At 65.3% G+C, this 18,529-nt stretch carries 17 protein-coding genes; 8 read left to right on the top strand and 9 right to left on the bottom strand.

Features of this window, described 5'->3' with window-relative positions; translation table 11 throughout:
• Nucleotide 1 precedes the first annotated feature (1 nt).
• Nucleotides 2-1,093, bottom strand: a complete 1,092-nt coding sequence (nadA, locus tag Q9R14_RS00710) for a quinolinate synthase NadA (RefSeq protein ID WP_306003115.1) — start codon at nt 1,091-1,093, stop codon at nt 2-4.
• Nucleotides 1,094-1,282: 189 nt separating this feature from the next.
• Here nadA and ilvA point away from each other — a divergent pair, with 189 nt between their 5' ends.
• Both ilvA and Q9R14_RS00700 read left to right on the top strand, forming a co-directional pair.
• Nucleotides 1,283-2,797: a threonine ammonia-lyase, biosynthetic gene (gene ilvA / locus Q9R14_RS00705; protein WP_306003114.1), complete on the top strand. Its 1,515-nt coding sequence runs from the start codon at nt 1,283-1,285 to the stop codon at nt 2,795-2,797.
• A 69-nt stretch (nt 2,798-2,866) separates the two neighbouring features.
• Nucleotides 2,867-5,074, top strand: a complete 2,208-nt coding sequence (locus Q9R14_RS00700) for a methyl-accepting chemotaxis protein (protein ID WP_306003113.1) — start codon at nt 2,867-2,869, stop codon at nt 5,072-5,074.
• Between the two features lie 37 nt (nt 5,075-5,111).
• Here Q9R14_RS00700 and Q9R14_RS00695 read toward each other — a convergent pair whose 3' ends face one another.
• Entirely contained in the window at nt 5,112-5,510 is a 399-nt protein-coding gene (locus tag Q9R14_RS00695) for a host attachment protein (protein WP_017504716.1), read from the bottom strand.
• A 109-nt stretch (nt 5,511-5,619) separates the two neighbouring features.
• Between Q9R14_RS00695 and Q9R14_RS00690 the strand changes: the two genes are divergently transcribed.
• The gene (locus Q9R14_RS00690) at nt 5,620-6,330 is read left to right on the top strand and encodes a LamG domain-containing protein (protein ID WP_306003112.1); all 711 of its coding nucleotides are present in this window, start codon (nt 5,620-5,622) and stop codon (nt 6,328-6,330) included.
• Here Q9R14_RS00690 and Q9R14_RS00685 read toward each other — a convergent pair.
• The 6 genes from Q9R14_RS00685 to Q9R14_RS00660 all read right to left on the bottom strand — a co-directional run bounded on the left by Q9R14_RS00685 (nt 6,327) and on the right by Q9R14_RS00660 (nt 10,438).
• On the bottom strand, nt 6,327-6,854 hold the full coding sequence (locus Q9R14_RS00685; RefSeq protein WP_306003111.1) for a methylated-DNA--[protein]-cysteine S-methyltransferase: 528 nt from the start codon (nt 6,852-6,854) through the stop codon (nt 6,327-6,329). The genes Q9R14_RS00690 and Q9R14_RS00685 overlap by 4 nt on opposite strands.
• Nucleotides 6,838-7,929: a bifunctional transcriptional activator/DNA repair enzyme AdaA gene (locus Q9R14_RS00680; protein ID WP_306003110.1), complete on the bottom strand. Its 1,092-nt coding sequence runs from the start codon at nt 7,927-7,929 to the stop codon at nt 6,838-6,840. Before Q9R14_RS00680 ends, Q9R14_RS00685 begins: the two co-directional genes overlap by 17 nt.
• Before the next feature lie 58 nt (nt 7,930-7,987).
• Nucleotides 7,988-8,197, bottom strand: a complete 210-nt coding sequence (locus Q9R14_RS00675) for a helix-turn-helix transcriptional regulator (RefSeq protein ID WP_017504712.1) — start codon at nt 8,195-8,197, stop codon at nt 7,988-7,990.
• Nucleotides 8,190-8,891, bottom strand: coding sequence for a hypothetical protein (locus tag Q9R14_RS00670; RefSeq protein WP_306003108.1), 702 nt, complete (start codon nt 8,889-8,891; stop codon nt 8,190-8,192). The genes Q9R14_RS00675 and Q9R14_RS00670 overlap by 8 nt, the downstream gene beginning before the upstream one ends.
• A gap of 75 nt (nt 8,892-8,966) precedes the next feature.
• Nucleotides 8,967-10,076: a hypothetical protein gene (locus Q9R14_RS00665; protein WP_306003107.1), complete on the bottom strand. Its 1,110-nt coding sequence runs from the start codon at nt 10,074-10,076 to the stop codon at nt 8,967-8,969.
• A gap of 26 nt (nt 10,077-10,102) precedes the next feature.
• Nucleotides 10,103-10,438: a PadR family transcriptional regulator gene (locus Q9R14_RS00660; RefSeq protein WP_161638426.1), complete on the bottom strand. Its 336-nt coding sequence runs from the start codon at nt 10,436-10,438 to the stop codon at nt 10,103-10,105.
• Between the two features lie 141 nt (nt 10,439-10,579).
• On the opposite strand from Q9R14_RS00660, the gene uvrB reads away from it, so the two are divergent.
• The 3 genes from uvrB (at nt 10,580) to Q9R14_RS00645 (ending at nt 15,017) form a co-directional block, all read left to right on the top strand.
• On the top strand, nt 10,580-12,919 hold the full coding sequence (gene uvrB, locus Q9R14_RS00655) for an excinuclease ABC subunit UvrB (RefSeq protein ID WP_306003106.1): 2,340 nt from the start codon (nt 10,580-10,582) through the stop codon (nt 12,917-12,919).
• 183 nt (nt 12,920-13,102) lie between these two features.
• Nucleotides 13,103-14,470 carry an AAA family ATPase gene (locus Q9R14_RS00650; RefSeq protein WP_306003105.1) on the top strand — a complete coding sequence of 456 codons (1,368 nt, stop codon included), beginning with the start codon at nt 13,103-13,105 and terminating at the stop codon, nt 14,468-14,470.
• On the top strand, nt 14,463-15,017 hold the full coding sequence (locus Q9R14_RS00645; protein WP_306003104.1) for a hypothetical protein: 555 nt from the start codon (nt 14,463-14,465) through the stop codon (nt 15,015-15,017). The genes Q9R14_RS00650 and Q9R14_RS00645 overlap by 8 nt, the downstream gene beginning before the upstream one ends.
• Nucleotides 15,018-15,260: 243 nt before the next feature.
• Here Q9R14_RS00645 and Q9R14_RS00640 read toward each other — a convergent pair whose 3' ends face one another.
• Entirely contained in the window at nt 15,261-16,013 is a 753-nt protein-coding gene (locus Q9R14_RS00640) for a hypothetical protein (RefSeq protein WP_306003103.1), read from the bottom strand.
• 163 nt (nt 16,014-16,176) lie between these two features.
• Between Q9R14_RS00640 and Q9R14_RS00635 the strand changes: the two genes are divergently transcribed.
• Both Q9R14_RS00635 and Q9R14_RS00630 read left to right on the top strand, forming a co-directional pair.
• Complete coding sequence (locus Q9R14_RS00635) at nt 16,177-16,740, top strand: hypothetical protein (RefSeq protein WP_306003102.1); 564 nt, start codon at nt 16,177-16,179, stop codon at nt 16,738-16,740.
• A gap of 295 nt (nt 16,741-17,035) precedes the next feature.
• Nucleotides 17,036-18,508 carry a DEAD/DEAH box helicase gene (locus tag Q9R14_RS00630; protein WP_306004168.1) on the top strand — a complete coding sequence of 491 codons (1,473 nt, stop codon included), beginning with the start codon at nt 17,036-17,038 and terminating at the stop codon, nt 18,506-18,508.
• Nucleotides 18,509-18,529: the final 21 nt, after the last annotated feature.

Raw genomic sequence — 18,529 nt, 5'->3', positions numbered from 1 at the left:
CTCAGATCAGCTCCACATCGACGTGGTGGCGCGCCTTGACCAGGTCGTAGCGCGCGGGAACGGCGGGCGGCGGCAGGTCGATCATTCGCTGCACCGCCAGACGTCCACGCTCGATCATATCGGCGGGCACCGTCACCTCAAACTGCATGTTCAGAAGGCAGTCGTGGATGTTCTGCAATGTGATCCGCTTCATGTGCGGGCACAGGTTGCACGGGCCGATGAACTGCACGCCCGGCACGTCGCCAGCGACGTTCGAGGCCATCGAACATTCGGTGATCATCACCACCTGCTTGGGCCGGCGCGCCGCGACATAGTCAGTCATCGCCGCCGTCGAACCGGCGAAGTCCGCCGCCGCCAGCACGTCCTCAGGGCATTCGGGGTGGGCCAGGATTTCGGCGCCGGGATAGGCGGCGCGCATCTCGGCGATATCGTCCACCGTGAACCGCTCATGTACCTCGCAACGGCCTTTCCAGGCGATGATGCCGACCGTCGTCTGGGCCGCGACGTTGCGCGCCAGGAATTCGTCCGGGATCAGGATGACACGGTCCACGCCCCATTCCCTGGCCGCCCATTCCACCACCTGAACGGCGTTGGCGCTGGTGCAGCAGATGTCGGTCTCGGCCTTCACATCGGCAGTGGTGTTCACATAGGTCACGACCGGCAGGCCCGGATAGCGCTGCTTGATCAGCCGCACGTCCGCCCCCGTGATCGACGAGGCCAGCGAGCATCCGGCGCGCAGGTCGGGGATCAACACGGTCTTCTCGGGCGACAGGATCTTGGACGTCTCGGCCATGAAGTGGACGCCCGCCTGGACGATCACCTTCGCATCCGACCGCGCGGCCTCCTTGGCCAGGCCCAGGCTGTCGCCGACATAATCTCCGACCCCGTGGAAGATCTCGGGCGTCATATAGTTGTGGGCCAGGATCACGGCGTCGCGCTCGCGCTTCAGCCGGTTGATCTCGCTGATCAGCCGGGCCTGCGCGGGCCATTCCAGCGGCGTGACGTGGTCCTTGACCTTGGCCCACACCCCGGCGGTTTCCCGCTCCAGCTCTATCGTCAGACCAAAGGCGCCGTCAGCCATGATCATCTCCATACCCTTATGCTCACATTTAGCATAAGCAGGCGCAATGTAGGCCGATGCGGGCGCTGTGCAAGAGGAAATGCGCGCTGCTCCCTCTCAGCCGTCCAAGACGAAGATTTGCAAAACTGTTCCCACTTTGGTGGATATCGCCTAGACGGCAGCCGACTTCTTTGCCTTTAAGCGCCCATTCACGACATTTCCATGCAGGACACCATCCGCCGCATCCTCACCGCCCGCGTCTATGACGTGGCGGAGGAAACGCCCCTTGACCCGCTGCGCCGCCTGTCGGCCCGGCTCGACCGGCCCGTTCTGCTAAAGCGGGAGGACTTGCAGCCGGTCTTTTCGTTCAAGATCCGCGGCGCCTACAACAAGATCGCCGGCCTGTCGGAGGACGAACTGTCCAGGGGCGTCATCTGCGCCTCGGCCGGCAATCACGCGCAAGGGGTGGCCCTGGCCGCCTCCCGCCGAAACGTCCCCGCCACCATCGTCATGCCCACCACCACACCCGGCATCAAGGTGGCGGCCGTCCGGGCCCTGCGCGGCGAGGTGGTTCTGCACGGCGACAGCTTCGACGAGGCCTACGCCCACGCCCGTGAACTGGAGAGCCGAACCGGTGCGGCGTTCATCCATCCCTTCGACGACCCCGACGTCATCGCGGGACAGGGCACGGTGGGGCTGGAGATCGCCCGTCAGCACGCCGATCCGATCGAAGCCATCTTCGTGCCCATCGGCGGCGGGGGCCTGGCGGCCGGGGTCGCGGCGATCATCAAATTTCTGCGGCCCGAGACTCGCATCATCGGCGTCGAGCCGGTGGATGCCCCGACGATGAAGTCCGCCATCGACGCGGGTCAGGTCGTGACCCTGAACGAGGTCGGTCTGTTCGCCGACGGCGTCGCCGTGCGTCGTGCCGGGTCCGAGACCTTCCGCCTATGCAAGGACCTGGTGGACGAAATCGTGCTGGTGGACACCGACGCGATCTGCGCCGCGATCAAGGACATCTTCGACGACAGCCGCGCCATCGCCGAACCCTCGGGCGCCGTCGCACTCGCCGGGCTTAAGGCCTGGGCCGCCGCCCACACCGGAAGCGGCAGCCTGATCGCCGTCAACTCGGGCGCCAATCTGAACTTCGACCGGTTGCGCCACGTCGCCGAACGGGCCGAGGTCGGCGAGGGCGCCGAGGCCCTGCTGGCCGTAGCGATGAAGGACGACCGCGACGACTACCGCCGCTTTCTCGACAGTCTGGACGGTCGTTCGGTCACCGAGTTCAACTACCGCTGGTCCGGCGACGGGCAGGCGCAAATCTTCGTCGGCGTCGCCCTGCGAAACGGTCCGCACGAGCGCGACGACCTGATCGCGAGCCTTCGCGCCGGCGGTTACGCCGTCGAGGACATGAGCGACAATGAGACCGCCAAGCTGCATGTCCGCTACATGGTCGGCGGCCGCACGGTGGGCCTGCCGCACGAGCGCATCCTGCGCTTCCAGTTCCCCGAACGCCCCGGCGCCTTCCTGCGGTTCCTGAACAGCCTCCAGCCAGCCTGGGCCCTTACGCTGTTTCACTATCGCAACCACGGCGACGACGTCGGCCGAGTACTGGCGGGCATCAGCGTGCCGCCCCAGGAACAGGATCAACTGACCGCCGCCCTGGCCGATCTGGGCTACCCCTACGTCGACGAAACCGCCAATCCGGCGTGCCGCCTGTTTCTGGACGGCGCGTAACTACGTAGTGCGACCTTAACCGGGCGTTTGCGGGCGCGGGCGCATGAGTAAAGGCCTACGGAGCCCGTCATGTTCTCGTTCAATCGCCTGTCCATCGCCTTGAAGCTCGCCGTCGTGGCGGGGCTCGCCATCGGCGCCTTGATGATCGTCGCGGCCATCGGCGTGACGGCCTATTCCGGCGCGATCGTCCGCGACATGGCCGGCCGATACGCCGAAAGCGCTGCGCTAGAAGCCTCGCAAGAAATCCGCAACGAGATCGTCTCGGCCGGCACGGGCGCCAAGACCCTGGCCGCGACCTTGGGCGCCGCACGACAGACGGGACTGACCGACCGCGCCGCCTATATGGCGCTGGTCAAGCCGAACGCCGAAGCCACCGATCAGGTCATGGGCGCCTGGTTCATGGCCGCGCCTGACGCCGTCGGGGCCGACGCCGCCCACATCGGTCATGCGGCGAGCAGTTCGAACGTCAACGGACGACTTTCCATCTATTGGGTGCGCCGCGACGGTCAGATTTCCCTGGAGCCTGAGGCTGACGGCTCCGACTTCGAACAGGCCTATTACACCGAGCCGATGGCCAGCGGCGCGCCGGTCGTAGCCGAGCCGTACGAAGAGAACATTGGCGGCGGCAAGGTCGCGATGACCTCGGTCGCCTATCCGGTGCGCGTCAACGGCCGCATCATCGGCGTCGCAGGCCTGGACATCACCTTGGCCAACCTGTCGCAGCGTCTGGCGGCGATGAAGCCGCTGGGCACGGGCCGCGTGACCTTGGTGTCGAACAAGGGCGTCTGGGTCGCCCATTCGGACGCCGCCGTACGAGGTCAAGCCTATGCGGATGCTGGCGCGGACATCGTGCGCAACGTCATCGCCAAACGCCAGGCCCAGGCGGTCGAGGGCGTCAGCGTGAACGGCGAGCCGGTTCGACGTCTGGTGCAGCCTGTGATCCTGCCCGGTCAAAAGGCGACCTGGGCCGTCGTACTGGACATTCCCGTCGCGACGATCGAGGCCCCGGCGCGGCAGTTGGCCTTGATGCTTCTGGTCGGCGGCGTTCTGATCATCGCCGCCATCATCGTCGCCCTACTGATCACCAGCGACCGTCTGATCCGACGCCCGCTTGCGCGTCTGACGGCCGATGTGCGGACCATGAGCGAAGGGCGTTATGACATCCCCGTCGCCGGTGCGGACAAGGCCGACGAACTGGGCCAGATTGCGAGGGCGCTCGAAGGTTTCCGGCTCGAGCTTGGGGACGGTCTGGCGCGGCGCGATCAGCAACAGCGCGAACGTGCGGCCGCCGAAACCGATCGTCGCCGGCACGCCGAGGAGACGGAGCTTTTCGCCGCCTCGCAAACGCGCGCCGTCGAGACTTTGGGCGAAGGTCTGTCGCGCCTCGCCGCCGGCGAACTGGCCTGGCGAATGCACGAGGCGGGCTTCACCGCCGACACGCGTCGCATCCCGGAAGACTACAACGCCGCCCTGCATCAGCTGCACACGACGATGACCGGCATCTGGACTACGGCCCAGTCGATGCGCGGCGGATGCCAGGACATCGCCGCCGCCGCCGACAGCCTGTCGCGCCGCACCGAACAGCAGGCCGCCGGTCTGGAGCAGACCGCCGCCGCGCTGGACGAGCTGACGCAGACGGTGCGCAGCAGCGCCGATAACGCCGAGCGCGCCCGAGACATCACTCAGGCCGCTCAGGCGGCGGCGGACAAGGGCGAGGCCGTCGTGCAGGACGCAATCGGCGCCATGTCGGAGATCGAGCAGTCGTCGACCCAGATCAATCAGATCGTCGGCGTAATCGACGAGATCGCCTTCCAGACCAGCCTTCTGGCCCTGAACGCCGGCGTCGAGGCCGCCCGGGCCGGGGAAGCCGGACGCGGTTTCGCCGTCGTCGCCTCCGAGGTAAGGGGCCTGGCCGAACGGTCAGCCAGCGCCGCCAAGGAGATCAAGGCGCTGATCGCCCTGTCGCAAAGCAATGTGCAGCGCGGATCCGATCAGGTGTCGCTGACGCGCGATAGCCTCAGCGCCATCGCTGTCCAGGTGGCGGAGGCCAATGCCCTGGTTCGCACCATCGCCGCCGCGACGCGCGAACAGTCGGTCGGCATCGGCGAGATCAATGTGGCGATCAATCAGATGGACCAGTTTACCCAGCAGAACGCCGCCATGGTCGAGGAATCCACCGCCGCCAGCCACGCCCTGACGAGCGAGGCTGGCGAACTGGAGGGGCTGATCAGTCGCTTTGATCTGGGTCAGACGACGCAGTCGAGACGCGCCGCCTGATCAGAGAACGGGCGCCAGGCACAGCGCCCGCCTGTCTTCACGCCTTATCGATGGCTGCGGCGATCTGATCGCTGGAATGGCCCGTCAGGTCCTTGGCGATCTCGCCGACAAGCTTGGCTTGAAGGTCCTTGTGCCAATGCTTGCGCAGCTCGCCCAGCGTCTTGGGCGCGGCGATCACCAGCAGTTCGTCGATCTTGTTGGTGACCGACCATTTGTTCAGCACCTCGGCGACGCCCATGGCGAAACCGTCCTCGGCCTGGGTGTCATTGTCGGGGTTCGCCTCATTGGATCGGCGGCCGGCCGAACCCGACACCCGATCCGCGATGGCCGGCGTTTCCAGCGGCGTCAGCTTGATGTCCGAGGCGTTCGTGTTCTTGAACAGGGCCAGCTTCTCGCCATCGACCACCGCCACCAGCGCGCCGTTGGAAAGTTTCATCGTCGATACTCCAGTGTGTAGGGACATGGACAACGAACCGGGACGCAGGCCGTTGCCTCGGGCCGCCGATCCCATAGTGTCGCGCGACAAAACCGCCGGGAGATGAACCATGCCTGACGTCCTGCCGCTGGACCGCCGCCGCCTGATGGCCCTGGGCGCATCGGGTGCTGCGGCTGCGATTCTGCCGGGGTGCGCGACCATGACGGCTGCATCGCCGCGCCAGTCGGTATGGACCTTCGATCGCTTAGCCGACATCGGGGGGATCGAAACCCGCGTCGAGGGCGCGCCGGGCCTGATCGACAGCCCCTTTGGCCGAGCAGTTCAGTTTGACGGCGTGGACGACGCCCTGTTAATCGATCAGCATCCGTTGGCCGGGGCCGAAACCTTCACGTTCGAGGCCCTGTTCCGACCCGACGGCGGCGCTTTCGAGCAACGCTGGTTTCATCTCGCCGAAGAGGCGCCGGCCGGCCAGCCGCCGTCGCAGACGCGCTTCCTGTTCGAGATCCGGGTGGTTCAGGACCGCTGGTACCTGGACGCTTTCACGCGCGGGCCTGGCTACAACCACACCCTGATCTTCCCCGAGCGGCTCCATCCTTGCGGACAGTGGTTCCACGTCGCGCAAACCTTCGACGGCGTCCTGTACCGGGCCTATGTCGACGGCGTCCTGCAGGGCGAGCACCCGGTGCCGTTCAAGCCGCAAGGGCCGGGCCGCGCCTCGGTCGGTTGCCGCATCAACCGCGTGAACTACTTCAAGGGGGCGGTGCGTCAGGCCCGCTTCACCCACGCCGCCCTGACGCCTGAGCGCTTCACTCGAGGCTAAAGCAGCCGGCCGCCCGCTTCATGCGCCAGCAGCCAGCGTTTGCGCTCAAGGCCGCCCGCATAGCCGGTCAGCGTCCCGTTCGCTCCGATTACACGGTGGCACGGCACGATCACGCCGACCGGATTGGCGCCGTTGGCCAGGCCCACGGCGCGGACGGCCTTGGGCGCGCCGATGGCCGCAGCGAGCTGACCATAGGTGCAGGTCTCGCCGGTCGGTATGTCGCGCAACGCCTTCCACACCGCGCGTTGGAACTCCGTGCCGCCGGTGCGGACCGTGATGGCGTCGAAGGCGGTGAGATCGCCGCCGAACCAGGCCTCGACCGCCCGACGCACCAGCTCCGGCGCGCGGCCTTCGGTCAGCACGACCTCACCGTAGTGTCGGCGCAGCAGCAGGCGTAGGCGGGCTTCGTAATCGTGGAAATCAAGCGCCCGCACCGCGCCGTCGGCGTCGGTGACGACCAGCACCTCGCCGACGGGGGACGGGATGCGATCCAGGGTCAGATGCATGTCAGGCTGCTCGTTCATTTCGCCGTTCCTCGCTCAGGGCCCAATAGAGTGCGCCGTAGGCCCGCCAAGGCCGCCATCGCTCGGCGCGCGCCAGCAGCGCGGCGTCCGTCGTCGCCAGCCGGTCGCTGGGCGCATCCTCGCCGGCGTCGATCCACTCGCCCGCAAGTCTCAACCCCGGCATGGCCGTGATTGCGGCGTGCAGAACGGGATCGGCCGACAGGTCGCGCATGATCGCCTCAGGATCGGCGGCGAGATCGAACACGCGCCGCACCCGCGCCAGTACGCCCGGCAAGGCTTTTAGATTGTCGATCCGCGCCTCGACCGCCGCCTTGCCCGGTTGAGCGGGGCGCAGCGTCACCGCACCCTCCGTGCCATCCACGTCGGGTCGCAGCCGCCGAGCCCAGACACCATCGACAACCGCCTCGTCCGCGACATCGCGCGTCACCAAGGTCGTCATCATGGCGTCCCAGTCATAGGGCGCACGGTAGGACAGACCGATCTTGATCACTCCGCCCGCTTCGGCTTCGACCTTGCGGCGCCGAAGGTCCGACGGCGCGCGACCGTAAAGGGCCTGAAACGTCTCGTTGAATCGTCGCACGCTGCCGAAGCCCGACGCCATCGCCACCTCGGCCATCGACAGGTCGGTCTCGTGGATCAACTGTTTGGCCAGGAGGACGCGCCGTGTCTGGGCCACACTGACCGGGGCGGCGCCCAGATGCTGACGGAACAGGCGGCGCAGTTGTCGCTCGCCCAAGCCCAGCCGTGTCGCCAGAGCGTCCGTGTTGCCGACGTCCAACGCCCCCGCCTCGATCAGGGCCAGGGCGCGGCTGACGGTGTTCGACGTGCCGCGCCAGGCGCCCATTTCCGGCGCCGTCTCGGGCCGGCAACGCAGACAGGCCCGCAAGCCTCCCGCCTCGGCCGCCGCCGCATTGGGGTGAAAGACCACATTCTCGCGCTTTGGCGTCCGCGCCGGGCAGATGGGCCGACAATAGATGCCGGTCGAGGTCACGCCGGTGAAGAAACGCCCGTCGAAACGCGCGTCCCGCGCCACGACGGCGCGCCAGCAGGCCTCCTGATCCAACAACTGATCCATGCCCGGAGGATGCGCCGCCCGCCCGACGATGTCTCGCGGTTTTCGGACATGAATCGGATCAGTCTCTCAGAAAGAACAAGGCCTCGACCGTCGTGTCCAAGGCCCGGGCGAGTTCAAGGGCAAGAACGGTCGAGGGCACGAAGACGCCGTTCTCTACCGTATTGATGGTCTTGCGCGAGACGCTGGCCTTGTCGGCCAGCCCCTGCTGCGTCAGGCCCGCGGCGGTGCGTGCCTCCTTCAACCTCGAGCCGAGCCTGGGATCACCCATCGCGACCGGCCTCGCGATCCAGCCAGGCGAACCGCAGGCCCGCCGACGCCCCGCCCAGCGCCAGGACATAGGGCAGAGCCAGCACGCCATAGTCCGCGCGCCACAGACCCAGACCCAGCGCTACGGTCACCCCGCCCATCAGCACGACGAAGGCCAGGATCATCGACCGCGCCCGCAGAACCTGCGTCAGCTCGTCCTCCATCAAGCGGCGGTTCTTCTGCGCGTTCCAGTCCCAGCCCATGACGAGCACAGGGATCAGCCAGCCGTACAGAACCGGCAGCAGGATCTGCACATAGGCGCCCAGGTTGTGGTCCCCGCTCAGGACCCTCTGCATGGCGAGATGCGCCTGAGCCATGAACAGCAGCAGCACGAGGGGAAAGAGCACCAGTTGTCGGGTGCGCTCCCGCTGCAGCTTTTCGCGGCGGGCGCCGTCACGGCTCTCCGCAACACCGATGAGCTGACCGGGGCGGCCGCACCACGCCATCATGGCCCCGATGATCATCAGCCCGAAACCGAAGCCCGCCGCCACGCCCGCCGTCGTCGCCTGATCGCCCTCTGTTCCATGCATGAGCGCGAAGCCCGCGCCGCCCGCCAGGGCGGCGGCGCCGATGACGAGCATGGCGACGCCGCCCCACCAGTATCGACGCCGGCTCGACTGCACCCGCAGAACCGAAGCGTTTTCGTCCTTGTTCACGACTTCCTCCTGAAGTAACCTTGAGGTGACATATCACCTATAGGTTACACGCCGTCAAGAGGGGCGTCGCCTTTATCAACCGACCACCAGCCGCGCCGCCGCGCGGATGACGCGCACCACTTCGGCGGCGAAGGCCCAGACCACCACGACCATCAGGATCGTCGCCACGCCGCCGACGTCCTCGCCGGAGCGGCCGATCAACACCCGAATCCGATCCACGAAATCGGTGACGCTGCCGACCCAGATTATCGGCGACAGCGCCGACCAGAACCAGACCCACAGCAGACCCCAGGCGGCGGCGATCCCGAACGCCAGGTCGCCCAGCGCCGTGACCCGCACATTGCCGCCCGACGCCGCCCGCATCAGATCGAAACCGATGCGGCAGGCGGCGAACAGGGCGACCGGCCAATAGGCGACCCGCACCATGTCGGCCAGAATGCGCCCATAATCGACGCCGTCGACGACCCCGGCCAGCTCCTCCGGCCGGATCGGCGCCACCTGCAACAGACCCGTCCACCACAGCAGCACCACGGTCCAGCTGATGGCGCTGGCCACCGCACGCGCCACGGGCGACATCTCGGCGCTCCTGCGCACAGCACGACCCGACTTGGCCTGCCCCGCGCTTCCGCCCGACCAGTCTCCGTTCGCCAGCTTCTGCCCCCACTGCTCGGCGTCGAAACCGCCGCCCAGTTCGAACAGACCCAGGTCCTTGACGCGCCATTTGGCGATGAAGTCCGGCTTCTTAGACTGACGCTCCAGAACGAAGCCGACGGCGGTCAGCAAGCCGACGACCGTGATCGCGCCGCTGATCAGACTGGAGATCCCCTGCCCGATCGCCTGGCCCAAATAGACGTCGCCGACCAGGACTCGCACCGCCAGGCCGATCAGGGTGACGGCGGCCATCACCGTCAGCCCGACCTTCAACCCGAACATCCACCACGGATAAAGCTCAGGCCCGATCAGCGCCTGCGGTCCTGGGCGATAGCGCGCCGCCACGCTCAGCGGATGACCGACCTCGCGCAGCAGGGCCTCGACTTCGTCGTCTGTGGGCGCCCGGCCCAGACGCGCCTCCAGCGCCTCCAGACGCCCCATGATCTCGTCGCGCAGCTCGGCGACGATGTCCTCGCGGTTTTCTTTCGGCAGCTGGGCCGCCACGGCCTTCAAATAACGTTCGACCAGGTCCATGCCCGCCTCTCCCTCTTTCCCGATGTTCACAGCATCTTCTCCAGCGAGGCCGACAGGCCGCGCCATTCCACGGCGAGCCGTTCCAGCATCGCCTCCCCGCGCGACGACAGGCGGTAGAACCGCTTCTTGCGCCGCTCCTCCTCACGCCATTCGCTGTCCAGCAGCCCCTGGCTCTCCAGCCGGCGCAGCAGCGGATAGAGGGTGCTCTCCTCCATCTCGACCCCGACCTCGCCCAAGGCGACCCGCAGCGAATAGCCGTATTGCTCGCGCCTGAGGCTCGCCAGCACGGCCAGGATCAACGACCCCCGCCGCAGCTCCAGCCGCAGACTCTCGAACAGCAACGCCTCGTCGTTCTCGCTCACCCACCACCTCCGTACGCCACATAGTGTGTGACACACAGTGTATGGGACATACTGTGCGAGGGAGTCAAGCTGAACCGACCGCAACCCAGCGCAACTCAGCGCGCTATGGCGAGACACGCCCTCACGCACTAAGTTCTGTTCATGAACCGTTCTTCGACGCCGAAGCCCGCCGCCGCCAAGCCGGCCAAGCCCGTTCACGTCCCAAATCCTGGGGTGCAGGAGGCGTCGGCCGCGTTCCTGCGCGACACGGGCAAGATGCCGATGTTCGCCCCGGTCGCCGGCCCGCGCCTGACGCCGGAGGAGCCGCTCGCCGCGCCCGCAGACTGGGTGCCGCACCGCCCCTCGCACGAGGGCAAGAAGAAGGGCGGCCGCTTTCGGCTGGAGACCAAATACACGCCCGCCGGCGACCAGCCCGCCGCCATCGCCGAACTGGTGGCCCAGGCCCAGGCCGGGGACCGCGATCAGGTGCTGCTGGGCGTCACCGGCTCAGGCAAGACCTTCACCATGGCCAAGGTGATCGAGGAAACCCAGCGCCCTGCCCTGATCCTAGCGCCGAACAAGACGCTGGCGGCCCAGCTCTATTCCGAATTCAAGAGCTTCTTCCCGGATAACGCTGTCGAATACTTTGTAAGCTACTACGACTACTACCAGCCGGAAGCTTACGTTCCGAGAACTGACACCTACATTGAGAAAGATTCGTCGATCAACGAGCAGATCGACCGGATGCGGCACTCTGCGACACGAGCTATACTAGAACGCGAAGACGTCATTGTTGTGGCGTCGGTGTCCTGCATCTACGGCATCGGGTCGGTGGAGACCTATACGGCGATGACGTTCACGCTGAAGGTGGGGGATCAGATCGACGAGGCGAAGCTGCGGGCGGATCTGATCGCGCTGCAGTACAAGCGCAACGACCTGAACTTCGACCGGGGCATGTTCAGGAAGCGCGGCGACGTGATCGAAATCTTCCCGGTCCACCTGGAAGATCGGGCGTGGCGCATCAGCCTGTTCGGGGACGAGCTGGAGGCGATCCAGGAGTTCGATCCGCTGACGGGCAAGAAGACGGCCGATCTGAACGAGATCACCGTCTATGCCGCCAGCCACTATGTGACCCCGCGCCCGACGCTGAACCAGGCCACCAGCGGCATCAAGGCCGAGCTGAAGGAGACGCTGGACTGGATGGTCGAGAACGGCAAGCTGCTGGAGGCCCAGCGGCTGGAGCAACGCACCCGCTTCGACCTGGAGATGATGGAGGCCACCGGCAGCTGCGCGGGCATCGAGAACTACAGCCGCTGGCTGACCGGCCGCGCGCCGGGCGAGCCGCCGCCGACCTTCTTCGAATACATCCCCGACAACGCCCTGCTGTTCGTGGACGAGAGCCACGTCACCATCGGCCAGATCAACGGCATGTTCCGGGGCGACTACCGCCGCAAGTCGACGCTGGCGGAATACGGCTTCCGCCTGCCCTCCTGCATCGACAACCGCCCGCTGAAGTTCGAGGAATGGGAGGCCATGCGCCCCCAGACGGTGCACGTGTCAGCCACCCCCGGCCCGTGGGAAATGGAACAGGCGGGCGGCGTCTTCGTCGAGCAGGTGATCCGCCCCACCGGCCTGATCGACCCGCCGGTCGAGATCCGCCCCGTCTCAGGCAAGACCCGCAACCAGGTCGACGACGTCATCGACGAGGTCAAGGCGACGACGGCCAAGGGCTATCGCAGCCTGGTCACCACCCTGACCAAGAAGATGGCCGAGGACCTGACCGAATACATGCACGAGCAGGGCATCCGCGTCCGCTACATGCACTCCGACGTCGACACGCTGGAGCGGATCGAGATTCTGCGCGACCTGCGGCTGGGGACCTTCGACTGCCTGATCGGCATCAACCTGCTGCGCGAGGGGCTGGATATCCCCGAATGCGGCCTGGTCGCCATCCTGGATGCGGACAAGGAGGGCTTCCTGCGCTCGGAGACCTCATTGATCCAGACCATCGGCCGCGCCGCGCGCAATGTGGACGGCCGCGTCATCCTGTACGCCGACCGCATGACCGGCAGTATGGAGCGCGCCATCGCCGAGACCGACCGCCGTCGCGAACGGCAGATGGCCTACAACACCGAACACGGCATCACGCCCGAAACGGTCAAGCGCGACATCAAGGAGATCATGGACAGCCCCTATGAGTCGCGCGAGATGGATCGCCTGACCAGGCCGGGCGTGGCCGAAGCCTCCAAACCCTTCGTCGGCTCCAACTTCCAGGCCGCCCTGCGCGACCTGGAAGGCCGCATGCGCGAGGCCGCCTCCAACCTGGAGTTCGAGGAAGCCGGGCGCCTGCGCGACGAGATCAAGCGCATGAAGCTGATGGACCTGGAGTTCGCCAACGAAGCCCTGACCGGCGCCGGCGAAGCCGTCGACAAGTCCGCGCCAAAACGCTGGCGCGCCGAGGCGGCGGCGGAGGCGCAGGAGCGGTTCAGGAAGGGGCGGTAGCTGCGACTATACGCAGAAGCGTAGCCTTTCAACAGTCCACTGAGCTACGAGCCACCTGTGTAGCGTCGCGCACGTAAAGGCAGCCGGCAAAACTCCAAAAAGTCGGACGGCAATCCTGGACACCCGCGCAGCACAACCTTTACGCACTGATCGGTTCTTGCTTAAGTCTTCCGCGGAGGGCCTATGCTGCAACGTATCGACATCGACGGATTTCGCTCGCTGGTGAACTTCGGCTACGAATTTCGACCAGGTCTCAACGTGATCGTTGGGCCGAATGGCGCTGGGAAATCCAACCTCATTTCTTTTCTAGATTTTCTGGGTGAGTTCATTGAGGACGGGTTAGATGCTGCGATTGCCGTTGCAAAAGGCGCTGGCTCGCTTTTCAGCGTAGAACGCAACACCCCAAAGAATGCCCATCTGAGATTTTCAATCTGCGGATACTACACTGTTCAGTCGACTGGAAGAATTCGCGATCGGGACATGCCGCTAGCAAGCGGGACTCGCGTTGATTATAGATATCAATGCAGCGTAAGATACAACAAGACATTGTCACAGATATTCGTCGAGTCAGATAGTATACATCTTGCGACGTCTGATACGCCACTTTTCAGTTTGTGGCGGCACACCCAGATGACCGAGATTGGTCATCGGACTCGATTTCGCATGAGCCCTAAGCGACATCCATTCAGCTCTCTCGTGCAAAAGCACTGGGAAAATTTCTATTTTGGGGACGATGACGATGAGGACGCACCGCGAATAGAGCAGATAGCCGACAGCCTAGCCCCCGGAATGTCACTGTTGCGGGTGTTGCCCATTCGTGGCGACGCGATGGCGCAGATTTTTCTCGATGCCACCTCCTACAGATCAATCAACATTGAGCCGTCTCTCGCGAGAAAGCCGTCCCCCGTATCGCGGATGAGTTCCATTGAGTTCAATGGGGAGAATCTTTCTGGAACTATATACAGACTAAGCCGAGGCGAATACTACCCAACAAATCGAATGGGTACATTCGTGCCTAGCCATTTCTTATCTAGAAGTGAACAGCACAATAGATTTTCTAGCATATTGAGCTGGACTAGAGAAGTTAATCCATCCATACAGAATATTGAAGTCCGGCTCGATTTAGCCGAGGCGCTTTTGAAGGGTTTTGTATCGACACACGAAGATCAAGGCGGAAATGAATTTGCTTTCTCAAGACTCAGTGATGGAACGATTAAATGGATTACTTTAGTAACTATACTTTTCTCGCAGAATCACTTCCGCACTATTGAAGAGCCGGAAAATTTTTTGCACCCAAGGATGCAGGAGTCTTTCATATCCCTATGCCGAGACATACTGGAGGGATCTCCAGCAGATCGTCAGATTCTGATCTCAACACACAGCCAGACACTTTTAAATTGCTGTAATATAGATGAAATATCTGTATTTGACAGTCATTCTGGATTAACACACGCGCGGAGAGCTCCAGATATAGAAGGAGTCAGGCTGCTTATTGAAGATAGCGGATTCGGCGCGGGCGATCTTTATCGCATGGGTGCGCTTGATGCGTAGGATTGTCGCAATCGTTGAAGGACAAACCGAAGAGCACTTCATCAGGAGAACATACCCGTCGGCCCTCATACTTCGCCCATTCACAAATGGTAAGGATGTGTCGACAGAGGTCATCTCGAAAAAGATCGCAGCCCCCTTGGCCCGTATTGGAGCCGATTTCGCGGATTTCATCATCCTCGTAGATCGAGAAAGGCGACAAGCCTCAGCGACACAGTTCGCGAACGAATTGCACAGTGAGCTTGCGAAGCTGGCACCGGGTCGTCGCTTTTCGATCGGAGTGCCTGACATTCATATTGAGAACTGGATTTTAGCAGATGAAGCGGAGATGCGGCGGCGATTTGATGCGTCGTTTACATACGCCGGTGATGGAGTGGCAGCGAAAGGCGTACTACGAACCATTTCCGGCATAAGCCACTCCCCGCTCGAGCGCGCGGAACTATTAAAGGCGTGTACAGCCAATGAGATCGAAGGTCGGTCTCCAAGCTTCGCAGCCTTTAAAGCCCAAGTTCGATGCGAATGGCCTTGGCTCAATGCTGGGGCAGCATAGGCTACCCGATCATGGCTGGCCCCATCTCGCCTCCACTTCTAGCGGGATGGGCCACCTCTTCATTAATGCCGTCTCCGTCGAGGACCTCTTTGGAGAACCGCAGAATGGAAGCTTCTGCCAAATCTGATCGGCCGCCTTCTTCGCAAGGTCTATATCCTTGTCAGGCGGGTGGAAGGCGGAGTGTTACCTCGGCGCTTATTCGCAACCTGCTTCATTCTCGCCTAAAGGCAGCCAGGACTGCCTTCACAACTCATCCAGCGTCTTCTCCCACTCCTCCATCGTCACTCTCCCCCGCAGGGGGCCGAGGAAGAGGTCGAGGCCCTGGGAGATGCGGCGGTCCTGTTCGCGTTCGATGACGGGGTCGAGGCCGGCGGCGCGGAGCTGGTCCTCGAGCGCGGCGATGCGGCGGTCCAGCTGGACGCGGCGGGCCAGTTGGGCGTGGCCCCATTCGGTGTTGGCGCGCTCCAGCTTCTGCTTCGCCTGCCAGTACTGGCCGCGCAGTTCCCAGTCGCTCTTGTCGCTGGTGTTCATGGCGAAGCGGCGCTCGGCCTCGGCCTCATTGGTCAGGATGTCGAAGACCAGTTGCAGGGGCGCGTTCTTCACCGTCAGGCGGGCGGCGCGGCTGGGGCCGTCGCGGTCGGCCAGTTTGCGATAGGTCTCGGCCAAGGCCGCCAGGGCGCGGGCCTGGGCGAAGTCCTGGGCGTGCAGGGCGCGGCCCGAGGCCTGGGCGGCGGCGCGCGCCAGGGCGGCGGGATCATTGGGGTCTTCCGGCGACAGTTCGGCCGCATCGTGAGGCGACAGGGGCTGGGGCGCGGGCGTCGCGGCCTCGCTGCGCGGATGGCGGGACCAGCCCTCCTTCGTCGCGCGGGCGCGGATGGAGGCCTCGGTCACGTCGTGGCGGGCGGCGACGGTCTTGGCGTCGAGGCCGGACAGATAGTCCTTTCGGACCTGGGTCCAGACCTCGGGCGGTTTGATCTTGTAGCGGCGTTTTTCCATGCGGGCATTATGGGGCGGTCTCTACCCCAGGCCGGAAGAAGGCCGATTTTCGAGGCTAGAGATTTGATTTTACACATCGCGACATGTCAGGGGTCACGCGCCAGCTGTGCATCGGCGCGGGTGCGACCGATGATGACGCAGGGGCGTGCGACACCCCCGTCCCATGAGCCAAGGCATACATCGCAAGATCCGGCCGGACGCCGTCTGGGCCGAGGTCAGGAAGGCGTGGGAGGACGGCGAGACCGCGCGGTCCGTCGCCGCACGCTATGACGTCGGGGTGCACGCCCTGTGGAAGCGGCGCGAGGCGGAAGGCTGGAAACGGCCCGAGCCGACGCTGGCGCCGATCGAGCCGGCCGAGGGCTGGGACCGGCATATCCAGGCGCGGCGCGACGCCTTCAACGCCCAGCTGGAGGACGCGCGGGCGCTGGCGGAATGTCTGGCGGCGGCGATGACGGACGAGCGGCTGACGCAGGCGCCGCACTGGCATATTCCGTGGCTGTATCACTGGCGCGCGACACATCTGGGGTCCGAGGCGACGGCGCGGGACCGGGCGCGGGCGATCGAGACGGGCCAGCCGTGGGCCGAGCGGTTCTGGGACGACGACGGGGCGCTGAAGCCGCTGGCGTGGCTGGATCTGGAGATGGCGCGGCTGCATCCCGAGGACTGGCGCGCGGCCATCGGCCTGCCCGACGGACTGCCCGAGGCGGCGACGCGATACGCGCCCTGATGTGTGCGGCAGTTGACTTATCGGCGATAAGCGCCCATTTGCGCGGCGTCGCACACTCGCGATCTCCGGCGTCTCCAGCGCGTGTGGATCCCCTTCGGACCTGTCTGTAGAAGCCGCCGGCCCCTCATATCCATTCGCTGCCCGGACACGCGGGGCGGCGCCCGATCCACCCCGCAGGCCTCCTCCCCGAGGCCCCGTCGGGACTGGCGGTGCGCGGCCCGACGGCGTCATGCCATGGCTGATAGCGCCCTGCCGCTACGCGAAAGACATTGCTGTGAGCACCACATTCGAATCCATGGGCCTGAACAAGGCCCTGCTGCAGGCCCTGGCCTCGACCGGCTATACCAAGCCGACCCCGATCCAGGAAAAGGCCATCCCCGACGTCATGGCCGGCAAGGACCTGCTGGGCATCGCCCAGACCGGCACCGGCAAGACCGCCGCCTTCGCCCTGCCGATCCTGCATCGCCTGGCCGAAAACCGCATTCCGCCCCGGCCGCGCACGACGCGCGTGCTGGTCCTGAGCCCCACGCGCGAGCTGGCCACCCAGATCGGCGACAGCTTCAAGGCCTACGGCGCGCACCTGGGCTTCCGGGTCGCGGTGATCTTCGGCGGCGTGAAATACGGCGCCCAGGAGCGGGCCCTGCAACAGGGCCTGGACATCCTGATCGCCGCGCCCGGCCGCCTGCTGGACCACATCCAGCAGAAGAACCTGGACCTGTCCTCGACCGAGATCTTCGTGCTGGACGAGGCCGACCAGATGCTGGACCTGGGCTTCATCAAGCCGATCCGCCAGATCGTGTCCAAGATCCCGACCAAGCGCCAGAACCTGTTCTTCTCGGCGACCATGCCCAGCGAGATCGGCAAGCTGGCGGGCGAACTGCTTAAGGATCCAGTCAAGGTCCAGGTCACGCCGCAGTCGACCACGGTGCAGCGCATCAGCCAGTCGGTCGTCTATATCGAACAGGGCCGCAAACGCGCCCTGCTGACCGAGATGTTCAGCGACCCCGAGTACACGCGCTGCCTGGTCTTCACCAAGACCAAGCACGGCGCCGACAAGGTCGCGGCCTATCTGGAAGCCGGCGGCGTCGAAGCCGGGGCCATCCACGGCAACAAGAGCCAGCCCCAGCGCGAACGCACGCTGGAAGCCTTCAAGAAGGGCAAGCTGCGCGTCCTGGTCGCCACCGACATCGCCGCGCGCGGCATCGATGTGGACGGCGTCTCGCACGTCGTGAACTTCGAACTGCCGCACGTGCCGGAAAGCTACGTCCACCGCATCGGCCGCACTGCGCGGGCGGGCAAGGACGGCACCGCCGTCAGCTTCGTCGCCGGCGACGAGATGAAGCTGCTGCGCGACATCGAGAAGGTCACGCGCCAGAAGATCCCGGCCATCGACCGCCGCAACGACAAGGCCCTGGGCCAGCTGGACGCCACCATCATGGCTACCGGCGTCGGCAAGAAGGCGACCCTGCCGGAACGCGAAGGCGGTGAGCGCAACGAAGGCGGGCGCGGCGGTCGCGGTCGTCGCGCCCCGCACCGCGAGGGCGTGCGTCCGGAAGGCGGCGGCCAGCCGCACCGCCAGCGTCGCGGCAATCGCGTCACCGGCGAGGCCGCTCCGGCCCGACCGGAACGCGCCTACAACCCCCTGGCTGGCGAGCGCGTGCCGTCGATCAATGACAACGCCAAGCCGGCGGAAGGTCAGATGAAGCGCCGCCCGCGTCGCCGCCCGTCGAACGGCGGCAAGGGCTACGGCGCCGCCGCTAAGGGGTAAGCCTGAGGATCGGGGAGCGCG

It is taken from the genome of Brevundimonas sp. C43, assembly GCF_030732185.1.
In the GTDB taxonomy this organism is placed as follows: domain Bacteria; phylum Pseudomonadota; class Alphaproteobacteria; order Caulobacterales; family Caulobacteraceae; genus Brevundimonas; species Brevundimonas diminuta_C.
Note: the sequence above shows the minus strand (reverse complement) of the source record. Positions and strands in the feature narration are given on the sequence as shown.

Coding starts and splice junctions, on each gene's coding strand:
- nadA (WP_306003115.1), bottom strand. CDS start 1,093: ATGGAGATGATCATGGCTGACGGCGCCTTTGGTCTGACGATAGAGCTG.
- ilvA (WP_306003114.1), top strand. CDS start 1,283: ATGCAGGACACCATCCGCCGCATCCTCACCGCCCGCGTCTATGACGTG.
- Q9R14_RS00700 (WP_306003113.1), top strand. CDS start 2,867: ATGTTCTCGTTCAATCGCCTGTCCATCGCCTTGAAGCTCGCCGTCGTG.
- Q9R14_RS00695 (WP_017504716.1), bottom strand. CDS start 5,510: ATGAAACTTTCCAACGGCGCGCTGGTGGCGGTGGTCGATGGCGAGAAG.
- Q9R14_RS00690 (WP_306003112.1), top strand. CDS start 5,620: ATGCCTGACGTCCTGCCGCTGGACCGCCGCCGCCTGATGGCCCTGGGC.
- Q9R14_RS00685 (WP_306003111.1), bottom strand. CDS start 6,854: ATGAACGAGCAGCCTGACATGCATCTGACCCTGGATCGCATCCCGTCC.
- Q9R14_RS00680 (WP_306003110.1), bottom strand. CDS start 7,929: ATGGATCAGTTGTTGGATCAGGAGGCCTGCTGGCGCGCCGTCGTGGCG.
- Q9R14_RS00675 (WP_017504712.1), bottom strand. CDS start 8,197: ATGGGTGATCCCAGGCTCGGCTCGAGGTTGAAGGAGGCACGCACCGCC.
- Q9R14_RS00665 (WP_306003107.1), bottom strand. CDS start 10,076: ATGGACCTGGTCGAACGTTATTTGAAGGCCGTGGCGGCCCAGCTGCCG.
- uvrB (WP_306003106.1), top strand. CDS start 10,580: ATGAACCGTTCTTCGACGCCGAAGCCCGCCGCCGCCAAGCCGGCCAAG.
- Q9R14_RS00650 (WP_306003105.1), top strand. CDS start 13,103: ATGCTGCAACGTATCGACATCGACGGATTTCGCTCGCTGGTGAACTTC.
- Q9R14_RS00645 (WP_306003104.1), top strand. CDS start 14,463: ATGCGTAGGATTGTCGCAATCGTTGAAGGACAAACCGAAGAGCACTTC.
- Q9R14_RS00640 (WP_306003103.1), bottom strand. CDS start 16,013: ATGGAAAAACGCCGCTACAAGATCAAACCGCCCGAGGTCTGGACCCAG.
- Q9R14_RS00635 (WP_306003102.1), top strand. CDS start 16,177: ATGAGCCAAGGCATACATCGCAAGATCCGGCCGGACGCCGTCTGGGCC.
- Q9R14_RS00630 (WP_306004168.1), top strand. CDS start 17,036: ATGGGCCTGAACAAGGCCCTGCTGCAGGCCCTGGCCTCGACCGGCTAT.